Source organism: Streptomyces sp. NPDC007905 (genome assembly GCF_042959345.1).
In the GTDB taxonomy this organism is placed as follows: domain Bacteria; phylum Actinomycetota; class Actinomycetes; order Streptomycetales; family Streptomycetaceae; genus Streptomyces.
In genome coordinates, this window is the sequence record NZ_JBIBKS010000009.1 from 222,194 (window position 1) to 245,828 (window position 23,635).

A 23,635-nucleotide genomic window follows, 5' to 3' on the forward strand; every position below is an offset into this window, starting at 1 on the left:
CACACCATCCGTCCCGGAGCGACAGTGACGCCTGAACCCCAATCCCTGACCGGCACAGACCCCACCTCCGGCCCGCCGCCGGGCTGCCCGGCGCACGGCCTCGGCCCCGGGGGACTGCACCGGCTCTACGGCCCCGACGCGGAGGACCTCGGCGACCTCTACGAGCGCCTGCGGGAGGAGCACGGCACCGTCGCGCCCGTGCTGCTCCACGACGACGTACCGATGTGGGTGGTCCTCGGGCACGCCGAGAACCTGCACCTGGTGCGCAGCCCCTCCCAGTACTGCCGCGACAGCCGGATCTGGACCCCGCTGCAGGAGGGCATGGTCAAGCCCGAGCACCCGCTCATGCCGCACATCGCCTGGCAGCCCATCTGCTCGCACGCCGAGGGCGACGAGCACCAGCGGCTGCGCGCCGCGGTCACCGGCGCGATGTCGACCATCGACCACCGCAGCATGCGCCGCCACATCGGCCGCTACACCCAGGAGCTGGTCAACAACTTCTGCGAACGGGGCCGGGCCGACCTGGTGTCCCAGTTCGCCGAGCACCTGCCGATGGCCGTCATGTGCGAGATCCTCGGCATGCCCGAGGAGTACAACGACCGGATGGTGCAGGCCGCCCGCGACGCCCTCAAGGGCACCGAGACCGCCATCCAGAGCCATGCCTACGTCATGGACGCGCTGAGCCGGCTCACCACCCGCCGGCGCGCCCGGCCCGACGACGACTTCACCAGTCACCTCATCACCCACCCCGCGGGACTGACCGACGACGAGGTCCGCGAACACCTGCGCCTCGTCCTCTTCGCGGCCTACGAGGCCACCGCCAACCTGCTCGCCAACGCGCTGCGCATGGTCCTCACCGAGCCGGGCTTCCGCGCCCAGCTCAACGGCGGCCAGATGACCGTGCCGGAGGCGATCGAGCAGTCCCTGTGGGACGAGCCGCCGTTCAGCACCGTCTTCGGCTACTTCGCCAAGCAGGACACCGAACTGGGCGGCCAGCGCATCCGCAAGGGCGACGGACTGCTCTTCGCGCCCGCCCCGGGCAACGTCGACCCGCGGGTGCGGCCCGACCTGTCCGCGAACATGCAGGGCAACCGCTCCCACCTCGCCTTCGGCGGCGGTCCGCACGAGTGCCCCGGCCAGGACATCGGCCGTGCGATCGCCGACGTCGGCGTGGACGCCCTGCTGATGCGGCACTCGGACATCCAGCTGGACTGCCCCGAGGAGGACCTGCGCTGGCGGTCCTCCATCGCCTCCCGGCACCTGGTGGCCCTGCCGGTCCGCTTCGAACCGAAGCCCCAGCAGGACGTGGGCCTGCCGCCCAGCCCCTCACCCATCCCGCCCCAGCGCTCCACCTGGCAGGTCGGCACCCTCCGCACGGACCCGGCACCCCACCCGACCGCCCCGGCCCCCGCCCGGGCCCCCGCCCCCGAGCCCACGCCCGCGGCACCGGAGCCCGCTCGCCGCGGGAACCTCTGGCACCGCCTGCTGCGCTGGTGGCGGGGCGACTGAGCGTCGACGGCACGCTCATCGCCGCAGGCCGCCTGCACACCGACGGCTGCCGCCCGGCCCCGCGGAAACGGCCGCGGGCCGGCCGGCCCGCGGGCCGTGACCGGGCCGGGCGGCCATGGCTCGTAGCCGGGTCGCGTGACTACGACTGCCGGCCGGGCGCGTGTTGACGGTTGCGGCCGGTGGGTGCTCGCAGCTGTCGGCCGCGTGATTCAGGTACGGCTTCTGGCCGGGTGCCCTGCGGCCACGGCTGTTGGCCCGCGTTCGGGTTTCCAGGGTCGGCGCCGGTCGGGCAGTGGCTTTTGGCCGGGCCGCGTGGATGTGGTTTGTGGGTGGCCGGTAGCCGCGCTCCTGGCCGGGTGCGCGTTGACGGTTGCGGGCCCGACCGGGGGCTCGCAGCGGCCGGTCGCGTGATTCGGGTACGGCTTCTGGCAGGGGGCCCGCGGCCACGGCTGCCGGTCGGGTGCGTGACTACGGCTCGCCGTCGGCCCAGCGTTGCGGGGCGGACCATGCCTGGAGTGTCCGCCCGCTGGTGAACGTGTGCTCCGTCCCGGTGACCGGGTCGGAGAACTCGAGCCTACGTGCGAGCAGTTGCAGCGGACGTCGGAAGTCGCCGGCCGGTCCGGGGGCGGTCACCTCCGGATAGAGCGGGTCCCCGAGGATGGGCACGCCCAGGGCGTTCAGATGGACCCGCAGCTGATGGGTCTGCCCGGTCTCGGGGAAGAGCCGGTACCGGCCCAGCCCGTTCCGGTGCTCGGCCAGTTCCACCCGGGTCAGCGCGTTCGGCTCGCCCTCGACCTCCCGTGCGTCCGGTACCCCGCGCTCCTTGACGATCCGGCTGTGCACGGTCCGCGGCAGGGCGAGCGAGGGAGCGTACGGCGCGACGGCCTCGTACTCCTTGCGGACCCGGCGGTCCCGGAACAGCGTCTGGTACGCGCCGCGCTCCTCGGGCCGGACCGTGAACAGCACCAGGCCTGCGGTGAGGCGGTCCAGCCGGTGTGCGGCGGTCAGCGTGGGGATGCCCAGCTCGTGCCGGAGCCGGGCCAGCGCGGTCTGGGCGACATGCGTGCCGCGCGGGGTCGTGGCGAGGAAGTGCGGCTTGTCGGCCACGACGATGTGCGCGTCCTGGTGGACGACCTTCATCGGGAACGGCACCGGCACCTCGGCGGGCAGCTCCCGGTGGAACCACACGAACATCCCCGGTTCGTAGGGCGCGTCCGGTGCCACCGCCCGCCCGTCGGACCCGAAGACCAGCCCCGCGTCGAACATCGCCTCGACCGCGCCGGGCCCGGCCCCCGTCAGCCGCTCCACGAGATGCTCCCGCACGGTCCCCCACACCCCGCCGAACGGCAGCCGCACCCGCACCGGGTCGACACCGTCGCGTTGGGGGAGCGGGGCGGGCGGGGGCGGGGTACGGCGTCTCATCAGGGTCAAGGGTACGGGCGCCGCGGGCGGGGGCCGGGGCCGCCTCAGGCCGACTCCGTGGACACCGCCACGGCTGTCCCGCCGACCGTCACGCGCGCACGCTGTGCCCGCACAGCCCGGTACAGGACCCCGAGCACCAGCGTGACCAGCAGGAACAGTGCGGTGAACCACTGGAAGTACCAGTGCCCGCCGACCGGGTCGTACACCGCCGCGCGCGGCCAGGCCAGGTCGGCGGTCATCGCCAGGCCGTAGAGGAGGGCGAGGGCGTTGACCGGGATGCCCCAGCGGCCGAGGGAGAACAGCCCGGCGCCCGTCTCGTCCGTGCCCGTCGGGGAGAACTGTCCGCGCAGGCGGCGGATCAGCAGCGGTCCCGTCACCATCGCGTACGCCAGGTACAGCATCACGATGCACGTCGTGCCGATGGCCAGGAACGCCTCCGGTGAGGCGAGGTTCAGCAGGAGCAGAGCGGCCGCGAGGGCGCCGACCGCCAGGGCGGGTGCGCCGGGCATACCGGTGCGCGGGCTGACCTTGGCGAGGCGGCGGGCGAAGGGCAGCTGTCCGTCGCGGGCCATGGAGAACAGCATGCGGCAGGCCGCCGTCTGGATCGCGAGCGTGGCCACGGCGATCGCCACCACCACGTCGGCCAGCAGCACCCGCCCCACCCCGTCGCCCAGGCTGCTCGTGAGGACGTAACTCAGCCCGTCCACCGCCAGCTTCCCGTCGGTGAGGCTCGGCGCGGCGAGCAGTCCGCCGAGGACGACGAGGCCGCCCAGCAGACCGGCCGCGCCGAGGGCGGTGAGAATCGTACGGGGGGCGGTCCGGCGCGGATTCACCGTCTCCTCGCTCATCTCGCCCGCGCTGTCGAAGCCGATCATCACGTACGCAGCCGTGAACGAGCCGATCAGCAGCGCGCCGAAGAGACCGGTCTCGGCGCCGCCTGTGGTGTGGAGGGTGATGCCCGGAGTGCGCCGGGAGTGGGTCAGGAGGAGGACGACGATCAGCACTGCGCCGATGATCTCGGCGGTCACCCCGACCCGGTTGACCATGGACATCACCCGGTTGTCCACCAGGTTCACGGCTGTGGTCAGGGCGAGGAGCGCCACGCCCAGCACCGCCGCGTTGGCGGCGCCGTCGGCGGAGGCGGGGGAGGGGTCGGTGCCGATCAGCTGGAAACCGGACCAGAGGGCGGGCAGCACCATCTGCAGGGCCAGCGCGGCCGCGGCGACGACCACGATCTGTCCGACCACCATGATCCAGCCGGCGAACCAGCCGAACGCCGGGGTCGCCAGGCGCGAGGACCACTGGTAGATCGCCCCGGACAGGGGGTAGCGCGCGGCCAGCTCGGCGAAGCACGCGGCGACCATGAGCTGGCCTACCAGGACGGCCGGCCAGGCCCAGAAGAAGGCCGCGCCGCCGAAGGAGAAGCCGAAGGCGAAGAACTGGAAGACGGTCGTCAGGACGGAGATGAAGGAGAACCCGGCGGCGAAGGAGGCGTACCGGCCCAGGCTGCGGTGCAGCTCCTGGCGGTAGCCGAACTCCTCCAGGGAGCGGTCGTCGGTCGTGGGCACGGCGGCACCTGCCTAGGGGCGAGGAGTTAATTCCTGTCGGGCGACAGAAATTAGGGACGCCCTGTTTCGACCGCGTCACGCCGTCGTGTCCGGTGCGGGCCCAAGTCCTCACGCCCCGAAACGCCGCTCGGGCGGGGGTGTACGGGGTCAAGTCCGGCGCGTGGGGATCGGTGCGCAAGGGAAAGCGGCGGCACCCGGGCAGGTGCCGCCGCTTCCCCGGGCTCACGCGGCCGCCGCGCCGCCGCTCTCCTGCTCGGCCTCGATACGGGCGTTCCACTCCCGCTTGGAGGCCTGCCAGCCGTCCTCGTTGTGGCCGAGGCGCCAGTAGCCGGAGATGGACAGGACCTCGCGCGGGATCTGCAGCTCGACCCGGAGCAGCCGGCGCAGCTCCTTCACGAAGCCGGCCTCGCCGTGCACGAACGCGTGCAGCCGGCCCTCCGGGAACTCCAGCCCCCGCACGGCCTCCAGCAGGGCCTCGCCCACCGGACGCTTCCCGCGGTGCAGCCAGACGACCTGCACATCGGAGTCGATCTTCTGCTCCTCCTCGGGCCCCGACACCTCCACGAAGGCACGCGCCAGGGCGCCTGCGGGCAGCGTCTCCAGGGCACGGGCGATCGCGGGCAGAGCGCTCTCGTCACCGGCGAGCAGATGCCAGTCGGCGCTCGGGTCGGGCGCGTAGGCGCCGCCGGGGCCCATGAAGCGGACGCTCTCACCGGGCTGCACCCGCGCGGCCCACGGCCCCGCCAGCCCCTCGTCGCCGTGGATCACGAAGTCCAGGGTCAGCTCGCGGTGCTCGGGATCCCAGGCGCGCACCGTGTACGTCCGCGTCACCGGCCACTGCTCGCGGGGGAACTCCGCGCGGATCCGCTCCGGGTCGAAGGGCTCCGGGTAGGTCACGCCCTCGGGGCCGAACAGCAGCTTCACATAGTGGTCGGTGCAGGTGTCCGCGGCGAAACCGGTGAGACCCTCGCCACCGAGCACCACGCGCTGCATGCGCGGCGTCAACCGCTCGGTGCGCACCACCTGGGCGGTATGGGCCTTGCGCGGCTTTCGTCCCGGGCGCTCTGCCATCACGGCCTCCTGCTGCATTGGTTAGGGTTACCTAAGTTAGCATCTCTTTCCGGTGAACAGGTCTTCCATGAGGGCTCGATGAGCGCCCTTTGCCGGAATATTCCGGTCAGGCTGACGACTCGAGTGTCGTCAGCAGCCGTTGCAGGGAGCCGCCCAGCCCCCAGCGGGCCGCCAGCGCCTCAAGTCCCGCCGGATCGCGCGGGGTACGGGGCAGCCTGGTGTCCACGTCCGGCAGGGGGACGTCGCCGGCCACCCGCACCACCTTCGGCGCGACCGCGACGTACGGCCGGGCCTCGGTCAGCCGCTTGCGCTGCGACGGCGTGAGCTTCGCCCTCGGGTCGTCGACCGCCGCCATGATCCCGGCCAGGTCGCCGAACTCGGCGAGCAGCTTGGCGGCCGTCTTCTCGCCGATGCCGGCCACGCCCGGCAGGCCGTCGCTCGGGTCGCCGCGCAGCAGCGCCAGATCCGCGTACCCCCGGCCGTCGACCCCATACTTCTCGCGGAGCGCGGCCTCGTCGGTCAGCTGCAGCGTGCCGACGCCCTTGAGCGGGTACAGCACCCGGATCTCCCGCTCGTCGTCGACGAGCTGATACAGGTCACGGTCGCCGGTGACGATGTCCACCGGCCCCTCGGCGCGCGCGGTGAACGTGCCGATCACGTCGTCGGCCTCGTACCCCTCGACCCCGACCCGGGCGATGCCGACCGCGTCCAGCACGGCCTCGATGACCGGCACCTGCGGGGAGAGCGTGTCCGGCACCTCCTCCTCGTCCGGTGCGCCCTCGTGCGCCTCGGCGACCCGGTGCGCCTTGTAGGTCGGGATCAGGTCCACCCGCCACTGGGGCCGCCAGTCGGCGTCCATGCAGGCCACCAGCTGCTGCGGCCGGTGGTCCTTCACCAGGCGGTCGATGAAGTCCAGCAGCCCCCGCACGGCGTTCACCGGCGTGCCGTCCGGCGCCCTCACGGAGTCCGGCACGCCGAAATAGGCGCGGAAGTACAGCGAGGCGGTGTCGAGAAGCATGAGTCGTCCGGTCACGCTCGCATCATGCCGCACGCCACCGACAGCGACCTCGCGCGCCGGAACGCGTTGCGTGCTGCGCATCGCCGTGAGCCCGGCCACTCGCGGGTCTGCCCCGGCCTGGAGGCGCAGATCCAGAAGTCCGGCAAGGGCAGGGAGCAGGACGCCGTCCGCACCTGGCTGGAGCGCAATCCGGGCCCGGCGGACACGTGGGCACCGGTCGCCCAGCCGAAGAGCCGGGCGGCCGGGTGACCCGACCGTCCCGGACCGCCGCCACCGGGCGGGCAGCGCCGTACGTCCACGGGCGTGCGGCGCTGCCCGCCCCTCGTGGCGTCCGCGCACCCCCGTGCCCGGGCGCCCGACCACGGCAAGGATCCGGCCAACCACGGAGCGCCATGGGCCCTGCCGGGCCGGGAACACGAACGCCCTTTTCGGCCTTGAACCAGGAGAGACCCGACCCGCAGGGCAGCCGCCCCGCTGGCGCGAACCGTGAGGGTGCGGGCCCACCGGCATGTCAGTGATGTGACGGGCGCGTGAAACGGTTTGCCGAACATGCGTAGGGTGCAGAGAACTCATCAGAGGTGTGCCCGGCGGTGGGGACCCGGTCGGCGGCACGACGAGTGAACGAGGGAGCCGGCGCGATGGGCGACCACAAAGAGCAACAGCCCGTGCGGGTCGGCGCGGCCGTCCGGCGGCGCCGCCGTGCGCTGGAACTCACCCTCGCCGTCGTGGCCGAGCGCACCGGTCTCTCGGTGCCCTTCCTCAGCCAGGTCGAGAACGACAAGGCCCGGCCCAGCCACACCTCCCTGGAGAAGCTGGCCGACGCCCTGCGCACGACGGCCGTGGAACTCCTCGCCGCCGCGGACCCGGCGGCCAGTGTGGACGTCGTCCGCGCCGAGCCCACCGCCGAGGGCGACTTCACCCCCCGCACCCGCTCCCTGGTGCGCGGCCACCACCAGCTGCACGCCTCCGAGTTCACCGGCGACCACGACGCCGGCCGCGAGTTCCAGCACCGCAACGACGAGCTGATGTACGTCGCCGACGGCGCCGTCGAGATCGAGGCCGAGGGCCGCGCCTACCGCCTCGGCCGCGGCGACACCCTGTACCTGACCGGCGGGGTCCGCCATCGCTGGCGGGCCACGGTCCCGGACACCCGGATCGTCGTGGTGGCGGTCGCCGAGCACATCGAGGCGTTTCAGGACCGGTCCCGTTAGGGTGCGGGTCGTCTCCCTCGTACCGTCCCTGACGGAGGCGGTGGCCGTGTCCGTGCCCGGGGTGCTGGTCGGTGCCACCGACTGGTGCAGTCATCCGCCCGGCCTCGACGTGACCCGCGTCGGCGGCACCAAGAACCCCGCGATGGACCGCATCCTCGCCCTCGCCCCCGACCTGGTGATCGCCAACGAGGAGGAGAACCGCGCGCCCGACCTGGACGCGCTGCGCGCGGCGGGCCCGGAGGTGCTGGTCACCGAGGTGCGCACCGTGCCCCAGGCCTTCCGGGAGCTGGAGCGGGTGCTGAACGTGTGCGGCGCGACGGCACGGCCCGGCTGGCTGGACGAGGCGGAGGCCGCCTGGACCAGGCTGCCCGAGCCCTCGAGCGCTACGACGGCGGTCGTACCGATCTGGCGCCGGCCCTGGATGGTCCTGGGCCGCGACACCTTCGCGGGCGACGTCCTGGCCCGCCTGGGGGTGCACCACCTGTACGCCACCCACCCCGAACGCTACCCGCGCGTCCCTCTCGACGAGCTGAGGGCGGCGGCCCCGGAACTCGTCGTCCTCCCCGACGAGCCCTACCGCTTCACCGCCGACGACGGCCCCGAAGCCTTTCCCGGCCTGCCCTGCGCCCTTGTCAGCGGACGGCATCTGACCTGGTACGGCCCCTCACTGGCGGAAGCGCCACGGGTGCTGGCCGAGGCCCTGCGAGCAGCTCACCGCTGAACAGGCCGCGTACGGTCCCGGCGGCCGCCGCCGACCAGGCGGCGACGAGGAGGCCGTACAGCCCGACGGCCAGCCCGTCGTACACCGCCAGCCCGGTGTGCCGGGCGAGGGTGGCGGCGCCGGTGACACAGGTGCCCACCGGGAAGGTGAACGCCCACCAGGTCGGCGAGAAGCCCATGCCCCGGCGCCGGGCCCGCACCACGTGTGCGGTCGCGAGGCACAGCCACAGCAGCGCGAACCCCATGACCGGCACCCCGTACAGCACGGCGAACACACCGAGCCCGCGCTCGTACGGCGCCGGTACGACCCCGTCGGCCATGTCCGCGATCAGACCGACGGCGGTGGTGGACTGGCCGAGCGGGCCGAGGACCAGGAACAGGGACGGGGTGAGCGCGAGCGGCAGCGGGCCGGAGGTGATCACCCGGGCGAACACCAGCGGCAGCATCAGCAGCGTTGCCAGCAGGCTCAGCCCGAACAGCGTGAGGCACGCCAGCAGCAGGGTCTCCCGGGGCTGCCCCGGCGGCAGGTGCGGCACCAGCAGCGGACCGAGCGCGGCCGAGACCATTGGCGCGACGAGCGGCAGCAGCCAGACCGGGGTGGCCTCGGCGGCCCGGACGCGATGGTGCACGGCCATCAGGTACGGCACGGCCACGGCGGCCGCGAGCCCGACCGCCGTGCCGGCCGCGAACAGCACCACGTCGAGCGCGATGGCCGCACCGGTGCCGAGCCAGTCCCGGCCGACGGTCACGGCGCCGCCGCCCACCGCCAGCAGGGCCATGGACAGGCAGCCGTAGAAGGGGGCCATACCCGGGTCGAGGAGGTGGGCGCGGGCCTGGTCGCGGTGGTGGGTCCAGTGCCGGGCGCGGGCGCACAGCAGGGTCACCAGCAGGACGAGGGACAGCGCCCAGACGGCCGTGCAGACCTCGCGCAGTCCGCCCATGCGCACGGGGAGCGCGGCGCCGGCCGTGCCGACGACGCAGGTGCCCATCACGCAGGCGTACCAATGGGGGCCGAGGTGCCGGACGCGGGCGTACCGGGGGACGGGCCGGGAAAGGGCTGCGGTGATCACGGCTTCACGGTCCCGCCGCCGGCCTGCGCAGACCAGGGAGTTCGCGTCTATGAGGGCATAAGCTGGTCTTATGAGCGACGAGTACGCGGCCGATGACGGCGGTTCCGGTGGCTCGCTGGCCCACCGGGTGCCGGACCTCGGCGCGCTGGAACTCCTGCTGGCCGTGGCGCGGCTGGGCAGTCTCGGGGCGGCGGCGCGGGAGGTCGGCATCACCCAGCCGGCCGCCAGCAGCCGCATCCGCTCCATGGAACGGCAGCTGGGCGTCGCCCTGGTGGACCGCTCTCCCCGCGGCTCCCGGCTCACGGACGCGGGCGCCCTGGTGACGGACTGGGCCCGCCGGGTCGTGGAGGCGGCGGCGGCCTTCGACGCGGGCGCGCGGGCCCTGCGCGACCGGCGGGACTCCCGGCTGCGGGTCGCGGCGAGCATGACCATCGCGGAGTACCTGCTCCCCGGCTGGCTCCTCGCCCTGCACGCCGAGCGCCCCGACACGGCGGTGTCCCTGCTCGCGGGGAACTCGGCGAAGGTCGCGGAACTCCTGCTGGCCGACGAGGCGGACCTGGGTTTCGTGGAGGGCCTCACGGTCCCGGCGGGCCTGGACTCCACGGTGATCGCCCGCGACCGCCTGATCGTCGTCACGGCCCCCGGCCACCCCTGGGCCCGCCGCCGGCGCCCTGTGACGCCGGAGGAACTGGCGGCGACCCCCCTCATCCTCCGCGAGCGCGGCTCCGGCACCCGCCAGGTCCTGGACACGGCCCTGGGCGGTCTGGCCCGCCCCCTGATCGAGCTCTCCTCGACCACGGCGGTGAAGGCGTCCGCGGTCAGCGGCGCGGGCCCCTCGGTGCTGAGCGAACTGGCGGTGGGGGAGGAGCTGGCGATGCGGCGCCTGGTGAGCATCCCGGTGGAGGGCGTGTCGCTGCGCCGGGACCTGCGGGCGGTGTGGCCGACGGGGCACCGGCCGACGGGCCCGGCGCGGGAATTGCTGTCGCTGACGAGGGGGTGAGCCGGTTCAGGACGCGGCCCGCACCAGCGCCCGCATGACCCGCGAGTCCTCCCCCATCTCCGGATGCCACTGCACGCCCAGCACCCAGCCCTGCCCCGGCGGCAACTCGACCGCCTCCACGGTCCCGTCCGCCGCGTAGGCGGACGGCACCAGCCTCTCCCCGAGCCGCTCCACCGCCTGATGGTGATAGGTCGGCACCGTCAGCTCCTCGGGGACGATCCCGGCGTACAACGTCCCCGGCACCGGCTTCACCGGATGACCGCCGAACGCGCCGACCACCTCCGCGTGCCCGTCCAGATGCTGTACGAGCGTGCCCCCGAGAGCCACGTTCAGCAGCTGCATGCCCCGGCAGATCCCCAGCAGCGGCACACCCCCGGCCAGTGCCGCCCCGATCAGGGCCAGCTCCCAGGCGTCCCGCTCCGGCGCGGGCGGACCCGTACGAGGAGACCGCTCGCCCCCGTACCGCGACGGATCGACGTCCGGGCCGCCGGCGATCACCAGCCCGTCCAGCCGGGCCACCGCGGCCGCAGCGTGCTCCGGAGAGTCCGGCGGCAGCATGGCCGCCAGCCCCCCGGCCCGCTGCACCAGCCGGGGATACGCGGCCGGCAGCAGTGCCGCCTCCAGCTCCCACACGCCCCAGCGCGCACCGGGCTCCAGATACGTGCTCACACCGATCAGCGGTCGTACGCTCACGCCGCCCTCCCAGCGATCCAAAGGTCCATGCGCATACCTTTGCAGAGCGGACTCAGGTCAGGAACCCCCGCAGCAGCGCCGCCGTACCCGCACAGTGCTCCCGCATCATCTCCCGTGCCCCCTCCGCGTCCCCGTCCAGCACCGCCTCCACCAGGGCGGTGTGCTGACGCTGCGAGTGCTCCAGGTTGCGGACCAGCAGCGGGATGCAGTCCAGCAGATCGTTGACGGTCGCCCGGACTGCCACGTACTGCGCGGTGAGCGACGGCGAACCGCACAGCTCGGCCAGTGTCAGGTGCAGCAGCGTGTCCAGCCGCCGGTAGTCCGCGAGCGGAGCCTCATGGGTGCGGTCCAGCGCCTCCCGCAACCGGTCGGCCTGCTCCTGCGTCAGCCCGTGGGCCGCGCACAGGCCCGCCGCCCCGACCTCCAGCACCTCGCGGAAGCGCAGCACGTCCTCGATGTCGATCTCGGCGATCCGCCGCCGCAGCTCGTCCTCGCCGCCCGCGTCCGCGCGCGGCAGCACGAACGTTCCGCCGTACCGTCCGCGCCGCGACTCCACCAGGCCCTGGTCCTGCAGCACCTTCAGCACCTCGCGCAGCGTCACCCGGCTGATCCCGAGCCGCTCGGCCAGCCCCCGCTCGGCGGGCAGCCGCTCGCCGCCCGGCACCAGGCCGAGGCGAACGACCTGCAGGATCTGCTGCAGCGCCTCCTCGAAGCCGTTGCCCGCCCGCACCGGCCGCAGCACCGGAGCGAGCCGGTCGCCCACCCCCTGTGCAGGCACCCCCTGCGCATCCGTCCCCTGCGGCATCCGGCCGTACCCCCTTCCCAAGCAATGGTCCTCGGCAATACCTTATGGTTCCCGGCCCCGCCGCAACACGCGCAGAAGCCGAAGGAGGCTCTCCAGTGGCCAACCGCACACCCCCGCTGAGCGTCGAGGAACTGCACACCCTCGTCGCCGGCGGTGAGATCGACACTGTCGTCCTGGCCTTCCCCGACATGCAAGGGCGGCTCCAGGGCAAGCGGTTCGCCGCCCGCTTCTTCCTCGACGAGGTCCTGCAGCACGGCACCGAGGGCTGCAACTACCTGCTCGCCGTCGACACCGAGATGAACACGGTCGACGGCTACGCGATGTCCTCCTGGGACCGCGGCTACGGCGACTTCGCCATGCACCCCGACCTGTCCACGCTGCGCCGCATCCCCTGGCACCCCGGCACCGCCCTGCTCGTCGCCGACCTCGCCTGGAACGACGGCTCCCCGGTCGTCGCCGCCCCGCGCCAGATCCTGCGCCGCCAGCTCGACAGGCTCGCCGAACTCGGCTACACGGCCCGGGTCGGCACCGAGCTGGAGTTCATCGTCTTCAAGGACAGCTACGAGCAGGCCTGGGACGCGAACTACCGGGGCCTGACCCCGGCCAACCAGTACAACATCGACTACTCCGTCCTCGGCACCGGACGCATCGAGCCCCTGCTGCGCCGCCTGCGCAACGACATGGCCGGAGCCGGTCTCACCGTGGAGTCCGCCAAGGGCGAGTGCAACCCCGGCCAACACGAGATCGCCTTCCGCTACGACGAGGCCCTCGTCACCTGCGACCAGCACGCCCTCTACAAGACCGGCGCCAAGGAGATCGCCGCCCAGGAGGGCGTCTCGATCACCTTCATGGCGAAGTACAACGAGCGTGAGGGCAACTCCTGCCACATCCACCTCTCGCTCGCGGACGCCGACGGCAACAACGCCATGGCGGGCGAGCCGGAAGGGGGCATGTCGGAGGTGATGCGCCACTTCCTGGCCGGACAGCTGGCCGCCCTGCGCGACTTCTCCCTCCTCTACGCCCCCAACATCAACTCCTACAAGCGGTTCCAGCCCGGCTCCTTCGCCCCCACCGCCGTCGCCTGGGGCCACGACAACCGCACCTGCGCCCTCCGCGTGGTCGGCCACGGCCGCTCCCTGCGCTTCGAGAACCGCCTCCCCGGCGGCGACGTCAACCCGTACCTCGCCGTCGCCGGACTCGTCGCGGCAGGCCTGTACGGCGTCGAGCAGAAGCTGGAACTGCCCGAGCCCTGTCCCGGCAACGCCTACACCGCCGACTTCGAGCACGTCCCGACCACGCTGCGCGAGGCCGCCGAACTCTGGGAGAACAGTCCGCTCGCCAAGGCGGCCTTCGGCGACGAGGTCGTCGCGCACTACCACAACATGGCACGCGTCGAGCTGGCGGCCTTCGACGCCGCGGTCACCGACTGGGAGCTGCGCCGCTCCTTCGAACGCCTGTGAAAGGTCATCACGTGTCCGACCCGCACGAGCTGAAGGTCCTCAACCCCGCCACCGAGGAGGTCGTCGCCACCGTCCCCGCCGCCGACGCGGCCGACGTGGACGCCGCCGTCGTACAGGCCTCGCGCGCCCAGCCGCGGTGGGCCGCACTCCCGCCCGCCGACCGCGCCCGCCTGCTCCGCCGCTTCGCCGACGTGGTCGACGCCCACCTCGAGGAACTGGCGCAGCTGGAGGTGCGCGAGGCCGGCCACACCGTCGGCAACGCCCGCTGGGAGGCAGGTAACGCCCGTGACCTGCTGCTCTACGCGGCCGGCGGTGCCGAACGCCTCCTCGGCAGGCAGATCCCGGCCCCCGGCGGCTGGAACGTCACCTTCCACGAACCCCTGGGCGTCATCGGTGTGATCGCACCCTGGAACTTCCCGATGCCCATCGCCGCCTGGGGCTCCTTCCCGGCCCTCGCGGCCGGCAACGCGGTCGTCCTCAAGCCCGCCGAGACCACCCCGCTCACCGCCCTGCGCCTGGCCGAACTCGCCCTGGAGGCGGGTCTGCCCGAGCATCTCTTCCAGGTGCTTCCCGGCTACGGCCACACCGCGGGCCGCGCCCTGGTCGACCACCCCGACGTCGCCAAGATCGTGTTCACGGGCTCCACCCGCACCGGCCGCGAAGTCATGGAGCGCTGCGCCCGCCTCGTCAAGCCGGTCACCCTGGAACTCGGCGGCAAGAGCCCCAACGTGGTCTTCGCCGACGCCGCCCTGGAGGCCGCCCTGGACCCCTTCTCCTTCCTGGACAACTCCGGCCAGGACTGCTGCGCCCGCACCCGCATCCTGGTCCAGGAGCCGGTGTACGAGGAGGCCCGCGACTTCCTCGCCGACGCCCTGGCCGCCGTCGTGGTGGGCGACCCGGCCGACGAGAAGACCCGGATGGGCCCGCTGATCTCCCGTCAGCAACTCGACCGCGTACGGTCCTGCGTACCCGAGGGCGCACCGGCCCTGCGCGGCGACGCCCCCGACGGCCCCGGCTTCTGGTTCCCGCCCACTGTCCTCACCGGAGAGCGGCACGACAGCCCGGCGGCCCGCGAGGAGATCTTCGGACCCGTGGCCGTCCTGCTCCCCTTCACCGACGAGGAGGACGCGATCCGCCTCGCCAACGACACCCCCTATGGCTTGTCCGGCTCCATCTGGACCCGGGACGTCGGGCGCGCCCTGCGCGTCTCCCAGGCCGTCCGCGCGGGCAACCTGTCCGTCAACTCCCACTCCAGCGTCCGGTACTGGACCCCGTTCGGGGGCTTCAAACACTCCGGTCTCGGCCGCGAGCTCGGCCCCGACGCCCTGACCGCCTTCACCGAAACCAAGAACGTCTTCATCAGCACGGAGGGCCCCGCACAGTGACCGACTCCATCGTTTGCCGCCGCCTGGCCGGCCGTACCGCCGTCGTCACAGGAGCCGGCAGCGGCATCGGCCTCGCCACCGCCCGCCGCCTCGCCGCCGAGGGCGCCCACGTGGTCTGCGGCGACATCGACGAGACCGCCGGCAAGGCCGCCGCCGACGAGGTCGGCGGACTCTTCGTGCGGGTCGACGTCACCGACCCCGAGCAGGTCGAGGCGCTGTTCAAGACGGCCCACGACACTTATGGCAGCGTCGACGTCGCCTTCAACAACGCCGGTATCTCCCCGCCCGACGACGACTCCATCCTGGAGACCGGCCTGGAGGCCTGGAAGCGCGTCCAGGAGGTCAACCTCACCTCCGTCTACCTGTGCTGCAAGGCCGCCATCCCCTACATGCGCCGTCAGGGCAGGGGCTCCATCATCAACACGGCGTCCTTCGTGGCCCGGATGGGCGCGGCCACCTCGCAGATCTCCTACACTGCGTCCAAGGGCGGCGTACTCGCCATGTCCCGCGAACTGGGTGTGCAGTTCGCCCGTGAGGGCATCCGGGTGAACGCCCTGTGCCCCGGCCCGGTCAACACCCCCTTGCTGCAGGAGCTGTTCGCCAAGGACCCCGAGCGGGCCGCCCGCAGGCTCGTCCACATCCCGGTCGGCCGGTTCGCCGAGGCGGAGGAGATCGCCGCCGCCGTGGCCTTCCTGGCCAGTGACGATGCCTCCTTCGTCAACGCCACCGACTTCCTGGTGGACGGCGGAATCTCGGGCGCGTACGTCACACCCCTGTAAGGACAAAGGTGTACGGTCCCCGTCATATGCGACAGCATTTCGCGTGGACCCTGGCAGCGGCCGCCGTCCTGGCGGCCGCCCCCACCGCACCGGTGACCGCACACGACTGCCCGCGCCTGAGCGGCAGTTGGCACGGCGACCACCGTGCCCGTCTCCAGCACGTCGTCGACACCTACGGCATCTGCTCCGGACGCACGGGTGCGGTCGCCGCGTTCGACTGGGACAACACGGTCACCAAGAACGACGTCACCGACGCCACCCTCTCCTGGGCCCTGCGCCACGACCGACTGCTCCGCCCTGCCCGCTGGAAGGACACCAGCGCCTGGCTGACCGACATCGCCGACCGGGCCCTTGCGGCAGCCTGCGGCACCGGCGCGGGCGCACCCCTGCGGACCTCAGCCGAGCCCCGCTGCACGGACGAGATCGTGCAGATCCGTGAGAACGGCACCACGACCGGCGGCGCCCCCGCCTTCGCGGGGGCCTGGAACCACCGGCGCACGGTCCCGCAGTACGCCTGGGTCCCGCAGCTCTTCGCGGGCCGCACCCCCGCCGAACTCGCCTCCTACGCCCGCGCCGCCCGCCGCGAGGCGCTGGCCGCCCCGGTCGGCGCCACCCGCACCCTCGGCACCCGCACGGTCCCCGCCTACGTCCGTTACTACGACCAGCAGCGCGACCTGATGCGCACCCTGCGGCGGGCCGGATTCCGGGTCTACGTCGTCTCGGCCGGCGCCGAGCCCATCACCGAGGTGTGGTCCCGGGCCGTGGGCGTCGACGCCGCCCACACCATCGCCATCCGCTCGGTGCTGGACGGCCGGGGCCGCATCACCCCGCGCAACGAGGGCTGCGGGGACGTTCCGGCGTCCCGGGGAGCGGTCATCCCGTACATCGACGGTAAACGCTGCTGGATCAACCAGGAGGTGTACCGCGTCCGGGGCGCCGCCGCCTGGCGGAAGCGGCCCTGGAGGGACCGGCCGGCGATCGCGGCCGGCGACGCCGACACCGACGTAACCTTCGTCGGCGACGCCACCGGCGCCCACCTCGTGATCAACCGCAACAAGCCGGAGCTGATGTGCCGGGCCTACGACGACGCCGACGGCCGATGGCTGATCGAGCCGATGTTCATCGCCCCACTGCCGCGCAGGCCGCAACCGTACCCGTGCGCGATCACCGCCTACACCGCCCCGGACGGCACACACGAACCGCTCCGGCGCGCCGACGGCTCGGTGGTGCCGGACCAGGCGGACGCCATCCACTGAGCCCGGCTCACAGGAAGGTCCGCCCCTCACCCCGATAGGTGGGCACGGTCGCCGTCACCGCGTCCCCCTCGATCAGATGCAGCGCGTCGAACCGCTCGCACAGCTCGCCCGCCTTGGCGTGCCGGAACCACACCTTGTCGCCGATGAGCAGGTCGTCGGCGGGGGAGCCGAGCAACGGGGTCTGCACCTCGCCGGGTCCCTCCTGCGGGTCGTACGTCAGCCCCTGCGGCAGGTACGGCACCGGCAACCGGTCGGGACCGGCCGCGCCGGAGGCGGGGTAGCCGCCGCCGAGCACGGTGACGACACCCACGCCCGGCCGCCGTACGACGGGCTGTGCGAACAGGGCGGCCGGACGGCCGGCGAAGGACGTGTAGTTGTCGAAGAGCCGGGGCACGTACAGCCCCGAACCGGCCGCTATCTCCGTGACCGCGTCCTCGGCGGCGGTGTGCTGCACGCTGCCCGTGCCACCGCCGTTGACGAACTCCAGGTCGGGCGCCACGGCCCGCACCGCCCGCACCACCGCACCGCGCCGCTCGGCCAGCTCGCGCCGGGCGGTGGCCTGCATCAGCCGGATGGCCCGCGACCGCAGCGGCCGTCCGGCCACGGCGTCCCCGACCCCGGCGATGTGCCCCTCGTACGCCATGATCCCCACCAGCCGGAACCCCGGCCGCCGGGCCACGGCCCGTGCCAGCTCGGCGAGTTGGGCCGGCGAGTGCAGCGGCGACCGGCGCGCCCCGACCCGGACCCGGCCCCCCAGCAGCTTCAGCGAGGTGTCCAACTCCAGGCAGACCCGCACCACTTCGCGCGCGCCGTCGCGAGCCGCGTCGATGAGGTCGAGGTGGGAGACGTCGTCGACCATCACGGTGACGGCGCCGGCGAGCTTGGGATCGGCGGCCAGTTCCGCGAAACCGGACCGGTCGGCGGACGGGTACGCCAGCAGGATGTCCTCGAACCCGGAGCGCGCGAGCCACAGCGACTCGGCAAGGGTGAACGACATGATGCCCTGGAAGCCGTCTCTGGCCAGGACGCGTTCCAGCAGGGCCCGGCAGCGAACCGACTTGCTGGCGACCCGGACGGGCTTTCCCGCGGCACGGCGGACCAGGTCGTCCGCGTTGGCGTCGAAGGCGTCCAGGTCCACGATCGCGAGAGGGGCGTCGAGATGGGCGGTGGCCCGGTCGTAACGGGCCCGGTCGGCGTCGCGCGCAGTCATGACGGAAGCCTGCCAGACAGGATTACCCCAGGGTAGGGGGACGTTCCGGGCAGATGCCCCCGGCGCGTGGACTGGTTCTCCTTCTCTCTTGGACAAGCCGTAGAGTGACGCGCACGTACGGCGGAACGCATCCGGCCGCATCACCTGAACCGGGATGCCTGTCCAGCCGTACGGGTATGCGTGCCCGGACGGAGTCTCCACCCCGGGCGCGACCGCTGCTGGAACGGCCCGCGTACGAGGAAGCGGCCCGGGCACGAGGAACGGGGGGTGCATGAGCACGGAAGCGCGCCGCGCCCCGATCCCTCCACGCCCGACGGACCCGCCCCCCGGCCACCCGAAGGACACCCCCGCGGACCCCCAGTCGCCGGGTGCGCAGACGGCGAGGCCGAAGACCAACCACGCGGAATCCGGGCAGGACTTGGCCACGGCGGGATCGTCGGCACGCGGAACCACCGCGGAGCCGGCCCCGCGCCGCGGCCCGGCGCCCGAGCGCACCGCGGCCGTGTCCGTGCCGGGAGACGGCGACCTCGACGACGAGCCCTCCGTGTTCGCTCCGCGCGCCTCCCGGACTTCGGCCGGGCGGTCCGCGGGGGAGGGGCAGCCGCAGACCGGCCTCTCCGAAGCGGTGACCGGTGCGTCCGGCTCCCGCTTCCCGGGGCGCAGGTCCTTCGCCGTGCCCGAGGCCACCGATCCCGTGAGTCCGCCCCCGCCCCCCGCCTCCGCGCGCTTCCCCGACGCCCCGCCGAGCACGAACCGTGACGGCGCCGCGACGCCCGTGCCCCCACGCCCGGCCCACCGCCCCGGCCCGCAGGGCGGCCGCCCGGGGGGCCCGGCGCAGTCGCCGTCGGAGACGACGGCCCGCCTCCGGCCGATCCGTTCGGGGCCGCAGCCGCAGCGCTCCCCTTCCGCGTCCTCCTCCGCCTCCACCGGACACCGGGGCTCCGCGCAGGAACGCGCTTCCGGCTCTCCGGGTTCCTCACCGACGCCCCCCGCTCCCGCCCGCGAGGGCGCCTCGTCGGCGACGCTCCCGCGGGCCGGCCGCCCTGGGGCCCGGGTGGAATCGCCCACGGAGACGACGGCCCGCCTCCGGCCCATCCCTTCGGGGCCGCAGCCGCAGCGGTCGGATGCCGCCTCCGTGCCCGCCTCCCGCCGCGAGGAACCCTCGCCGGCGCAGGCCACCGGCCGCCCCGCTCCCTCCCCGGTGCCGCCGCCCATCTCCACCGCGCGCGGCCCCAGGACCGCCTGGAGCGCGAGCGACCCCGCCCATCCCGGGAGCCCACCGTCGGCCTCCCCGGACCCGGCCCTCTCCTGGAGTGCCGGTGCGGCCGCACGGCCCGTCGTGTCGTTCGGGGACCCCGAGGGGTACGACGAGCGGATGCGGGCGCGGCCGCTGGGGCTGCGGATGAGGCCCCGGACCGCCGCTGCCGCCGCCTGCCTGGTCCTCGGGCTCGGCCTCATCGGCGGTGCGGTGACCGGGAGTTGGCTCACCGGTGACGGTGGGGACGGCACGGCCGGGAGCGGATTCAGCGCGGCCGCGACGCTGTGGCACAGCGTGCCCGTCGACCGGCTGTTCCCGCCCACCCTCCAGGGCACCGGCGCCGGCCCCGGTGGTGCCGACCGCACCTGGACGCGGATCGCCGTCGCCCCGGACAGTCGCTGCGTCGACGCCTTCGACCCGCTGCTGAACAGGGCCCTCGCCCCCGTCGGTTGCCAGCGGCTCCTGCGCGCCACCTACACCGACGCCACCCAGAGCTACGTGACCACCGTCGGCCTGCTCTTCACCAAGGGCGACTCCGCCGCCATGTCCGCGCTCGCCACCCGCTTCCGCGACGAGCACCTGGACCGCCGCAGCGACCTGATACCCCGGCCGTACGCGGCCAAGGGCACCGCGGCGGCCGGCTTCGGCGACCCGCAGCGCGCCACCTGGACCATCTCCGTCCTCACCGACGCCCCCGTCGTCACCTACGCCGTCTCCGGCTGGGCCGACGGCCGCACCGTCGACTCGCCCCAGCCGGCCGCGGACGCCGTCCGTTCCGGCGCCACCACGGCACCCGCCCAGGCCGGCCTCGGCAACGAGGCCCAGGGCCTGGCCGACCGCATCGAACGGCGGCTGCGCCAGACCGCCGGCTCGGCCACGGAGAAGCCCTCATGATGCGACCGATGCGCGGCTGTCGCCGCGTGGGCGTCACCGGCTCGGCGGCGAGCCTCCTGCTCGCCGGCTCCCTCGTCCTGCTGCCGTCCGCCACGGCCCACGCCGACGGCATCCGCGCCCAGCAGTGGGGCCTGTCCGCGCTCCACCTCGACGAGGCCTGGCGCACCACCAGGGGCCGGGGCGTCACCGTCGCCGTCCTGGACACCGGAGTCGAGGCCGACCACCCGGACCTGGCCGGAAACGTCCTGCCCGCCAAGGACATGATCGAGTTCGGCGCCAAGCCCGGCGACCGCGCCTGGGCCCGGCACGGCACCGCCATGGCCGGGATCATCGCCGGGCACGGCCACGGACCCGGCCGCACCGAGGGCGTCGTGGGCGTCGCGCCCGAGGCGAAGATCCTGCCCGTACGGGTCATCCTCGAGGACGGCGACTCCGCCCGCACAAAGGCCCGCACCACCCGCGGCAACGCCCTCGCCGAGGGCATCCGCTGGGCCGCCGACCACGGTGCCGACGTCATCAACCTCTCCCTCGGGGACGACTCCGCCTCCGCGCACCCGGAGCCCGGCGAGGACGAGGCGGTGCAGTACGCCCTGCAGAAGGGCGTGGTCGTCGTGGCCTCCGCGGGCAACGGCGGCGCCAAGGGCGACCACGTCTCCTACCCGGCCGCCTACCCGGGCGTCATCGCCGCCACCGCCGTGGACAAGTTCGGCACCCGCGCCTCCTTCTCCACCCGCCGCTGGTACGCCGCGGTCAGCGCACCCGGTGTGGACGTCGTGATCGCCGACCCCGACCACAAGTACTACGAGGGCTGGGGCACCTCGGCCGCCTCCGCCTTCGTGTCGGGCGCCGCGGCCCTGATCAAGGCGGCCCATCCCGGCCTGACCCCGGCCCAGATCAAGAGGCTCCTGGAGGACACGGCCAGAGACGCCCCGGCAGGCGGCCGCGACGACTCCCGGGGCTTCGGCATGATCGACCCGGCGGCGGCACTCAAGGCAGCCGACCGTCTCCACCCGCGGGCCCTGCGCCCGGCGTCGTACCACGAGAAGTACTTCGGCTCAGGGCCGGACACCGCCAAGCCCACCGGCTCCGCGTCCGAGTGGGCGGGCCCTGTGGCGGGGAGCGTGGGCGGGGTGCTGCTGGTGGCGGGCCTGGTCCTTTGGCGAAGCCGCAGGACGGCTCCCTGACAGGGGGCCGTCACGGGACGCGCGCGGCAACGAGGCGGAGGCGAACCCGGACAGCCCGCGGCTACGAGGCAGAGGCGAACCCGGACACGGCCGCCCTTGCCGCGGCCTCGACCAGGGCGATCCCCTTCGCCTGACTGACGGTTCCCTTCGACAACACCGCCACCAGGTAATCGGCCCCGTCCACCGGCACCCGCCCGATGCTATTCACATCCCACAACCCGGTCGTACTACGCGCCAGCCACCCGTTCTTCACAGCCCAGGACGAGCCCACAGCCGCCGCCGGAACCCCCCACTCCTGATCGGCCTCCACGCCCTCCATCAGGCCCTGGATGTACGTCCGAGAAGCCGCGCTCAGGTCGGACTCCTCCCCGAACACCTGCTGAAGCAGCACCAGCTGATCCACGGCAGTGGTCTGGGTCAGCCCCCACAACTCACCGGAACCACCAGAGGTCGACGTCAGCCCGAACCGTTTGTTCGCCGCGTCCAGGCCTTCGGCCCGCCCGATCGTGTGCCACAGCGCGGTGGCCGACGCGTTGTCACTGTTCTCGATCATCTTCGTGGCGTACGCCCTCTGCGCCGCCGTCAGCTGCCGCCCCGCGTCCTGCGCCTGCAGCAACAGCGTGGCCAGGATGTCGACCTTCACGATGCTCGCCGTGTCGAAAGCGGCCTCGCCGTACCCGGCACTCTCCCCGGAGTCCAGCTCCAGCACCGCCGCCGACACCTGCGCCCCCGGGGGCACGGTCACCGATGCCATCGCCTTCCACAGCAACGCCTTCCGGTCGGCAGCAGAAGGGGACGTCGCGGGTTCCACCGATGCCTCCTCGCCCGCCGTGGCCGAGGAGGAGGCCGACGGCGCCGCCGCCGACGATACGGCCCCGGCACCGAAGTGCGCGCGCGCCTTCACATGGACCGTGCCGCCCGCCGTGCCCCCGCCGACGGCGACCACGGCGAGAGCGGTGTACAGAAGCGGGCATCGGCGGGCGCGGCGGCCGCGGCGACGGCCGGCTCCGGAGGACTCCATGCCCGCGATGCTCGGGGCGGGGACTGTGCGCTTCGTTGGACGGGGTTATATCTGCGTCAGCGAATCCTGAGATTCCAGTGCATCCGGTGACCACCGCGTTTCCAGCCCCGCACAGCCGCAGCAGCTTCCCCCCTATAGACATCTCAGGGGGCTGGGAAGTCAAGCTGGCTCCTCGGTAGTCGGCTTGTAGGCCAGGAAACTGGCGAACTTCCAGTTCCGTTTCTTGTCGGGCTCCTGCACCAGCTGAGCGGTGATGGTGAATCCGGCCTGGTTCAGCAGCTCAGAGAGCTGGTGTGTGGGCAGCCGATACGACGCGTAGGACACGGGGTGGCCGCCATAGCCGTGTGCCGGACGGCGGTGCTCACCGGTGCCTACGTGGCCAGCGAGGAGGAGATGTCCGCCGGGTGCCAGGGTGCGGTGGAACTCGGCGAACACGACCGGCAGCAGTTCCGGAGGTGTGTGGTGGGTCGAGTAGTACGCCAGGATGCCGCCGAGCGTGTCGTCTTCGATCTCCAGCGCGGTCATGGAGCCCACGGAGAAGCGCAGGTCCGGATAGGTGCTTCGGGCCAGTTCGATCATCTTTGGGGACAGATCGATGCCGAATGCAGAAACCCCGAGTCCGGCCATGTGCGCCGTCACTCTTCCGGGTCCGCAGCCCAGGTCCGCGACCGGTCCTCGGTCGGATGCCTGCACCAACTCGGCGAAGGCGGTCAGCATCGAGCGTGACAGGGGGTCCAGCTCAGACGGGCTCTTGACGAGGGCGACGTAGTCGTCGGCCACGGTGTCGTATGACTCCCGGACCGCGGCGAGGTAGGAAGGCTCAGTCACGCGGTGAATCTAGACGGGTGCACTGACAGCGCCTGTGACCGACGGCCGGCTCACGCAGGTGCATGAGCGAGTGGGGCGAAGGCGCGTTGTTCGTCGAAGTGCTGCCGGGTCTGCAGGCAGTGGTGGAGCTGACCGAGCCGCAGAACACGGTCAAGCCATCCTCCCCAGATCCACGTTCATTTGTGCAGGTCACGAGCACATGCGGGTCACGCGTCGCCCTAATCCCAGGACTCACGGGTCCGCCATCTCAGTAGCCGTTCGCGACACCAGCGC

The 23,635-nt window shown here is 73.2% G+C and carries 21 protein-coding genes; 11 read left to right on the forward strand and 10 right to left on the reverse strand.

From position 1 onward, the window contains the following. Positions 1-24 precede the first annotated feature (24 nt). Positions 25-1,509, forward strand: a complete 1,485-nt coding sequence (locus ACFZDC_RS18270; RefSeq protein ID WP_391324905.1) for a cytochrome P450 — start codon at positions 25-27, stop codon at positions 1,507-1,509. Between the two features lie 468 nt (positions 1,510-1,977). Here the strand turns inward: ACFZDC_RS18270 and ACFZDC_RS18275 are convergent, their stop codons facing one another. From ACFZDC_RS18275 to ACFZDC_RS18290, 4 genes are all read right to left on the reverse strand, one after another. Next, positions 1,978-2,931 carry a pseudouridine synthase gene (locus tag ACFZDC_RS18275; protein ID WP_391324907.1) on the reverse strand — a complete coding sequence of 318 codons (954 nt, stop codon included), beginning with the start codon at positions 2,929-2,931 and terminating at the stop codon, positions 1,978-1,980. A 44-nt stretch (positions 2,932-2,975) separates the two neighbouring features. Beyond that, positions 2,976-4,499, reverse strand: a complete 1,524-nt coding sequence (locus ACFZDC_RS18280; protein ID WP_391324909.1) for an amino acid permease — start codon at positions 4,497-4,499, stop codon at positions 2,976-2,978. 222 nt (positions 4,500-4,721) lie between these two features. Next, positions 4,722-5,570: a siderophore-interacting protein gene (locus ACFZDC_RS18285; RefSeq protein ID WP_391324911.1), complete on the reverse strand. Its 849-nt coding sequence runs from the start codon at positions 5,568-5,570 to the stop codon at positions 4,722-4,724. Between the two features lie 106 nt (positions 5,571-5,676). Next, complete coding sequence (locus tag ACFZDC_RS18290) at positions 5,677-6,603, reverse strand: 5'-3' exonuclease H3TH domain-containing protein (protein WP_391324913.1); 927 nt, start codon at positions 6,601-6,603, stop codon at positions 5,677-5,679. 9 nt (positions 6,604-6,612) lie between these two features. Between ACFZDC_RS18290 and ACFZDC_RS18295 the strand changes: the two genes are divergently transcribed. The 3 genes from ACFZDC_RS18295 to ACFZDC_RS18305 all read left to right on the forward strand — a co-directional run bounded on the left by ACFZDC_RS18295 (position 6,613) and on the right by ACFZDC_RS18305 (position 8,520). Further along, positions 6,613-6,837, forward strand: coding sequence for a hypothetical protein (locus ACFZDC_RS18295; protein WP_391325114.1), 225 nt, complete (start codon positions 6,613-6,615; stop codon positions 6,835-6,837). Between the two features lie 389 nt (positions 6,838-7,226). Next, a complete protein-coding gene (locus tag ACFZDC_RS18300) occupies positions 7,227-7,799 on the forward strand; it encodes a helix-turn-helix domain-containing protein (protein ID WP_391324915.1) in 573 nt (190 codons plus the stop codon). Between the two features lies 1 nt (position 7,800). Beyond that, positions 7,801-8,520, forward strand: coding sequence for a helical backbone metal receptor (locus tag ACFZDC_RS18305; protein WP_391324917.1), 720 nt, complete (start codon positions 7,801-7,803; stop codon positions 8,518-8,520). Here ACFZDC_RS18305 and ACFZDC_RS18310 read toward each other — a convergent pair. Next, the gene (locus ACFZDC_RS18310) at positions 8,432-9,589 is read right to left on the reverse strand and encodes a TDT family transporter (RefSeq protein WP_391324918.1); all 1,158 of its coding nucleotides are present in this window, start codon (positions 9,587-9,589) and stop codon (positions 8,432-8,434) included. The genes ACFZDC_RS18305 and ACFZDC_RS18310 overlap by 89 nt on opposite strands. 70 nt (positions 9,590-9,659) lie before the next feature. On the opposite strand from ACFZDC_RS18310, the gene ACFZDC_RS18315 reads away from it, so the two are divergent. Beyond that, complete coding sequence (locus ACFZDC_RS18315; RefSeq protein WP_391324920.1) at positions 9,660-10,589, forward strand: LysR substrate-binding domain-containing protein; 930 nt, start codon at positions 9,660-9,662, stop codon at positions 10,587-10,589. A 6-nt stretch (positions 10,590-10,595) separates the two neighbouring features. Here the strand turns inward: ACFZDC_RS18315 and ACFZDC_RS18320 are convergent, their stop codons facing one another. Together ACFZDC_RS18320 and ACFZDC_RS18325 are read right to left on the reverse strand one after the other, a co-directional pair. Continuing rightward, positions 10,596-11,282 (reverse strand): gamma-glutamyl-gamma-aminobutyrate hydrolase family protein, encoded by a 687-nt coding sequence (locus tag ACFZDC_RS18320; RefSeq protein WP_391324921.1) that lies wholly within the window; start codon positions 11,280-11,282, stop codon positions 10,596-10,598. A gap of 52 nt (positions 11,283-11,334) precedes the next feature. Beyond that, on the reverse strand, positions 11,335-12,087 hold the full coding sequence (locus tag ACFZDC_RS18325; protein ID WP_391324923.1) for an FCD domain-containing protein: 753 nt from the start codon (positions 12,085-12,087) through the stop codon (positions 11,335-11,337). Positions 12,088-12,182: 95 nt separating this feature from the next. Here ACFZDC_RS18325 and ACFZDC_RS18330 point away from each other — a divergent pair, with 95 nt between their 5' ends. The 4 genes from ACFZDC_RS18330 to ACFZDC_RS18345 are packed head-to-tail and all read left to right on the forward strand — an operon-like array spanning position 12,183 to position 16,967. Beyond that, entirely contained in the window at positions 12,183-13,547 is a 1,365-nt protein-coding gene (locus ACFZDC_RS18330; protein WP_391324925.1) for a glutamine synthetase family protein, read from the forward strand. Between the two features lie 11 nt (positions 13,548-13,558). Next, positions 13,559-14,932: an aldehyde dehydrogenase family protein gene (locus ACFZDC_RS18335; protein WP_391324927.1), complete on the forward strand. Its 1,374-nt coding sequence runs from the start codon at positions 13,559-13,561 to the stop codon at positions 14,930-14,932. Further along, positions 14,929-15,711, forward strand: a complete 783-nt coding sequence (locus ACFZDC_RS18340; RefSeq protein WP_391324928.1) for a 3-oxoacyl-ACP reductase — start codon at positions 14,929-14,931, stop codon at positions 15,709-15,711. The genes ACFZDC_RS18335 and ACFZDC_RS18340 overlap by 4 nt, the downstream gene beginning before the upstream one ends. A 26-nt stretch (positions 15,712-15,737) precedes the next feature. Next, positions 15,738-16,967 carry a haloacid dehalogenase-like hydrolase gene (locus ACFZDC_RS18345; RefSeq protein ID WP_391324930.1) on the forward strand — a complete coding sequence of 410 codons (1,230 nt, stop codon included), beginning with the start codon at positions 15,738-15,740 and terminating at the stop codon, positions 16,965-16,967. A 7-nt stretch (positions 16,968-16,974) separates the two neighbouring features. Here the strand turns inward: ACFZDC_RS18345 and ACFZDC_RS18350 are convergent, their stop codons facing one another. After that, positions 16,975-18,177 carry an alanine racemase gene (locus ACFZDC_RS18350; RefSeq protein ID WP_391324932.1) on the reverse strand — a complete coding sequence of 401 codons (1,203 nt, stop codon included), beginning with the start codon at positions 18,175-18,177 and terminating at the stop codon, positions 16,975-16,977. Positions 18,178-18,448: 271 nt separating this feature from the next. Between ACFZDC_RS18350 and ACFZDC_RS18355 the strand changes: the two genes are divergently transcribed. After that, positions 18,449-20,329, forward strand: coding sequence for a hypothetical protein (locus tag ACFZDC_RS18355; protein WP_391324934.1), 1,881 nt, complete (start codon positions 18,449-18,451; stop codon positions 20,327-20,329). Between the two features lie 8 nt (positions 20,330-20,337). Continuing rightward, a complete protein-coding gene (gene mycP, locus ACFZDC_RS18360) occupies positions 20,338-21,513 on the forward strand; it encodes a type VII secretion-associated serine protease mycosin (protein WP_391324936.1) in 1,176 nt (391 codons plus the stop codon). A 61-nt stretch (positions 21,514-21,574) separates the two neighbouring features. Here mycP and ACFZDC_RS18365 read toward each other — a convergent pair whose 3' ends face one another. Then, positions 21,575-22,534, reverse strand: a complete 960-nt coding sequence (locus ACFZDC_RS18365) for a serine hydrolase (protein ID WP_391324938.1) — start codon at positions 22,532-22,534, stop codon at positions 21,575-21,577. Positions 22,535-22,693: 159 nt separating this feature from the next. After that, positions 22,694-23,362, reverse strand: a complete 669-nt coding sequence (locus ACFZDC_RS18370; RefSeq protein WP_391324940.1) for a methyltransferase domain-containing protein — start codon at positions 23,360-23,362, stop codon at positions 22,694-22,696. Positions 23,363-23,635: the final 273 nt, after the last annotated feature.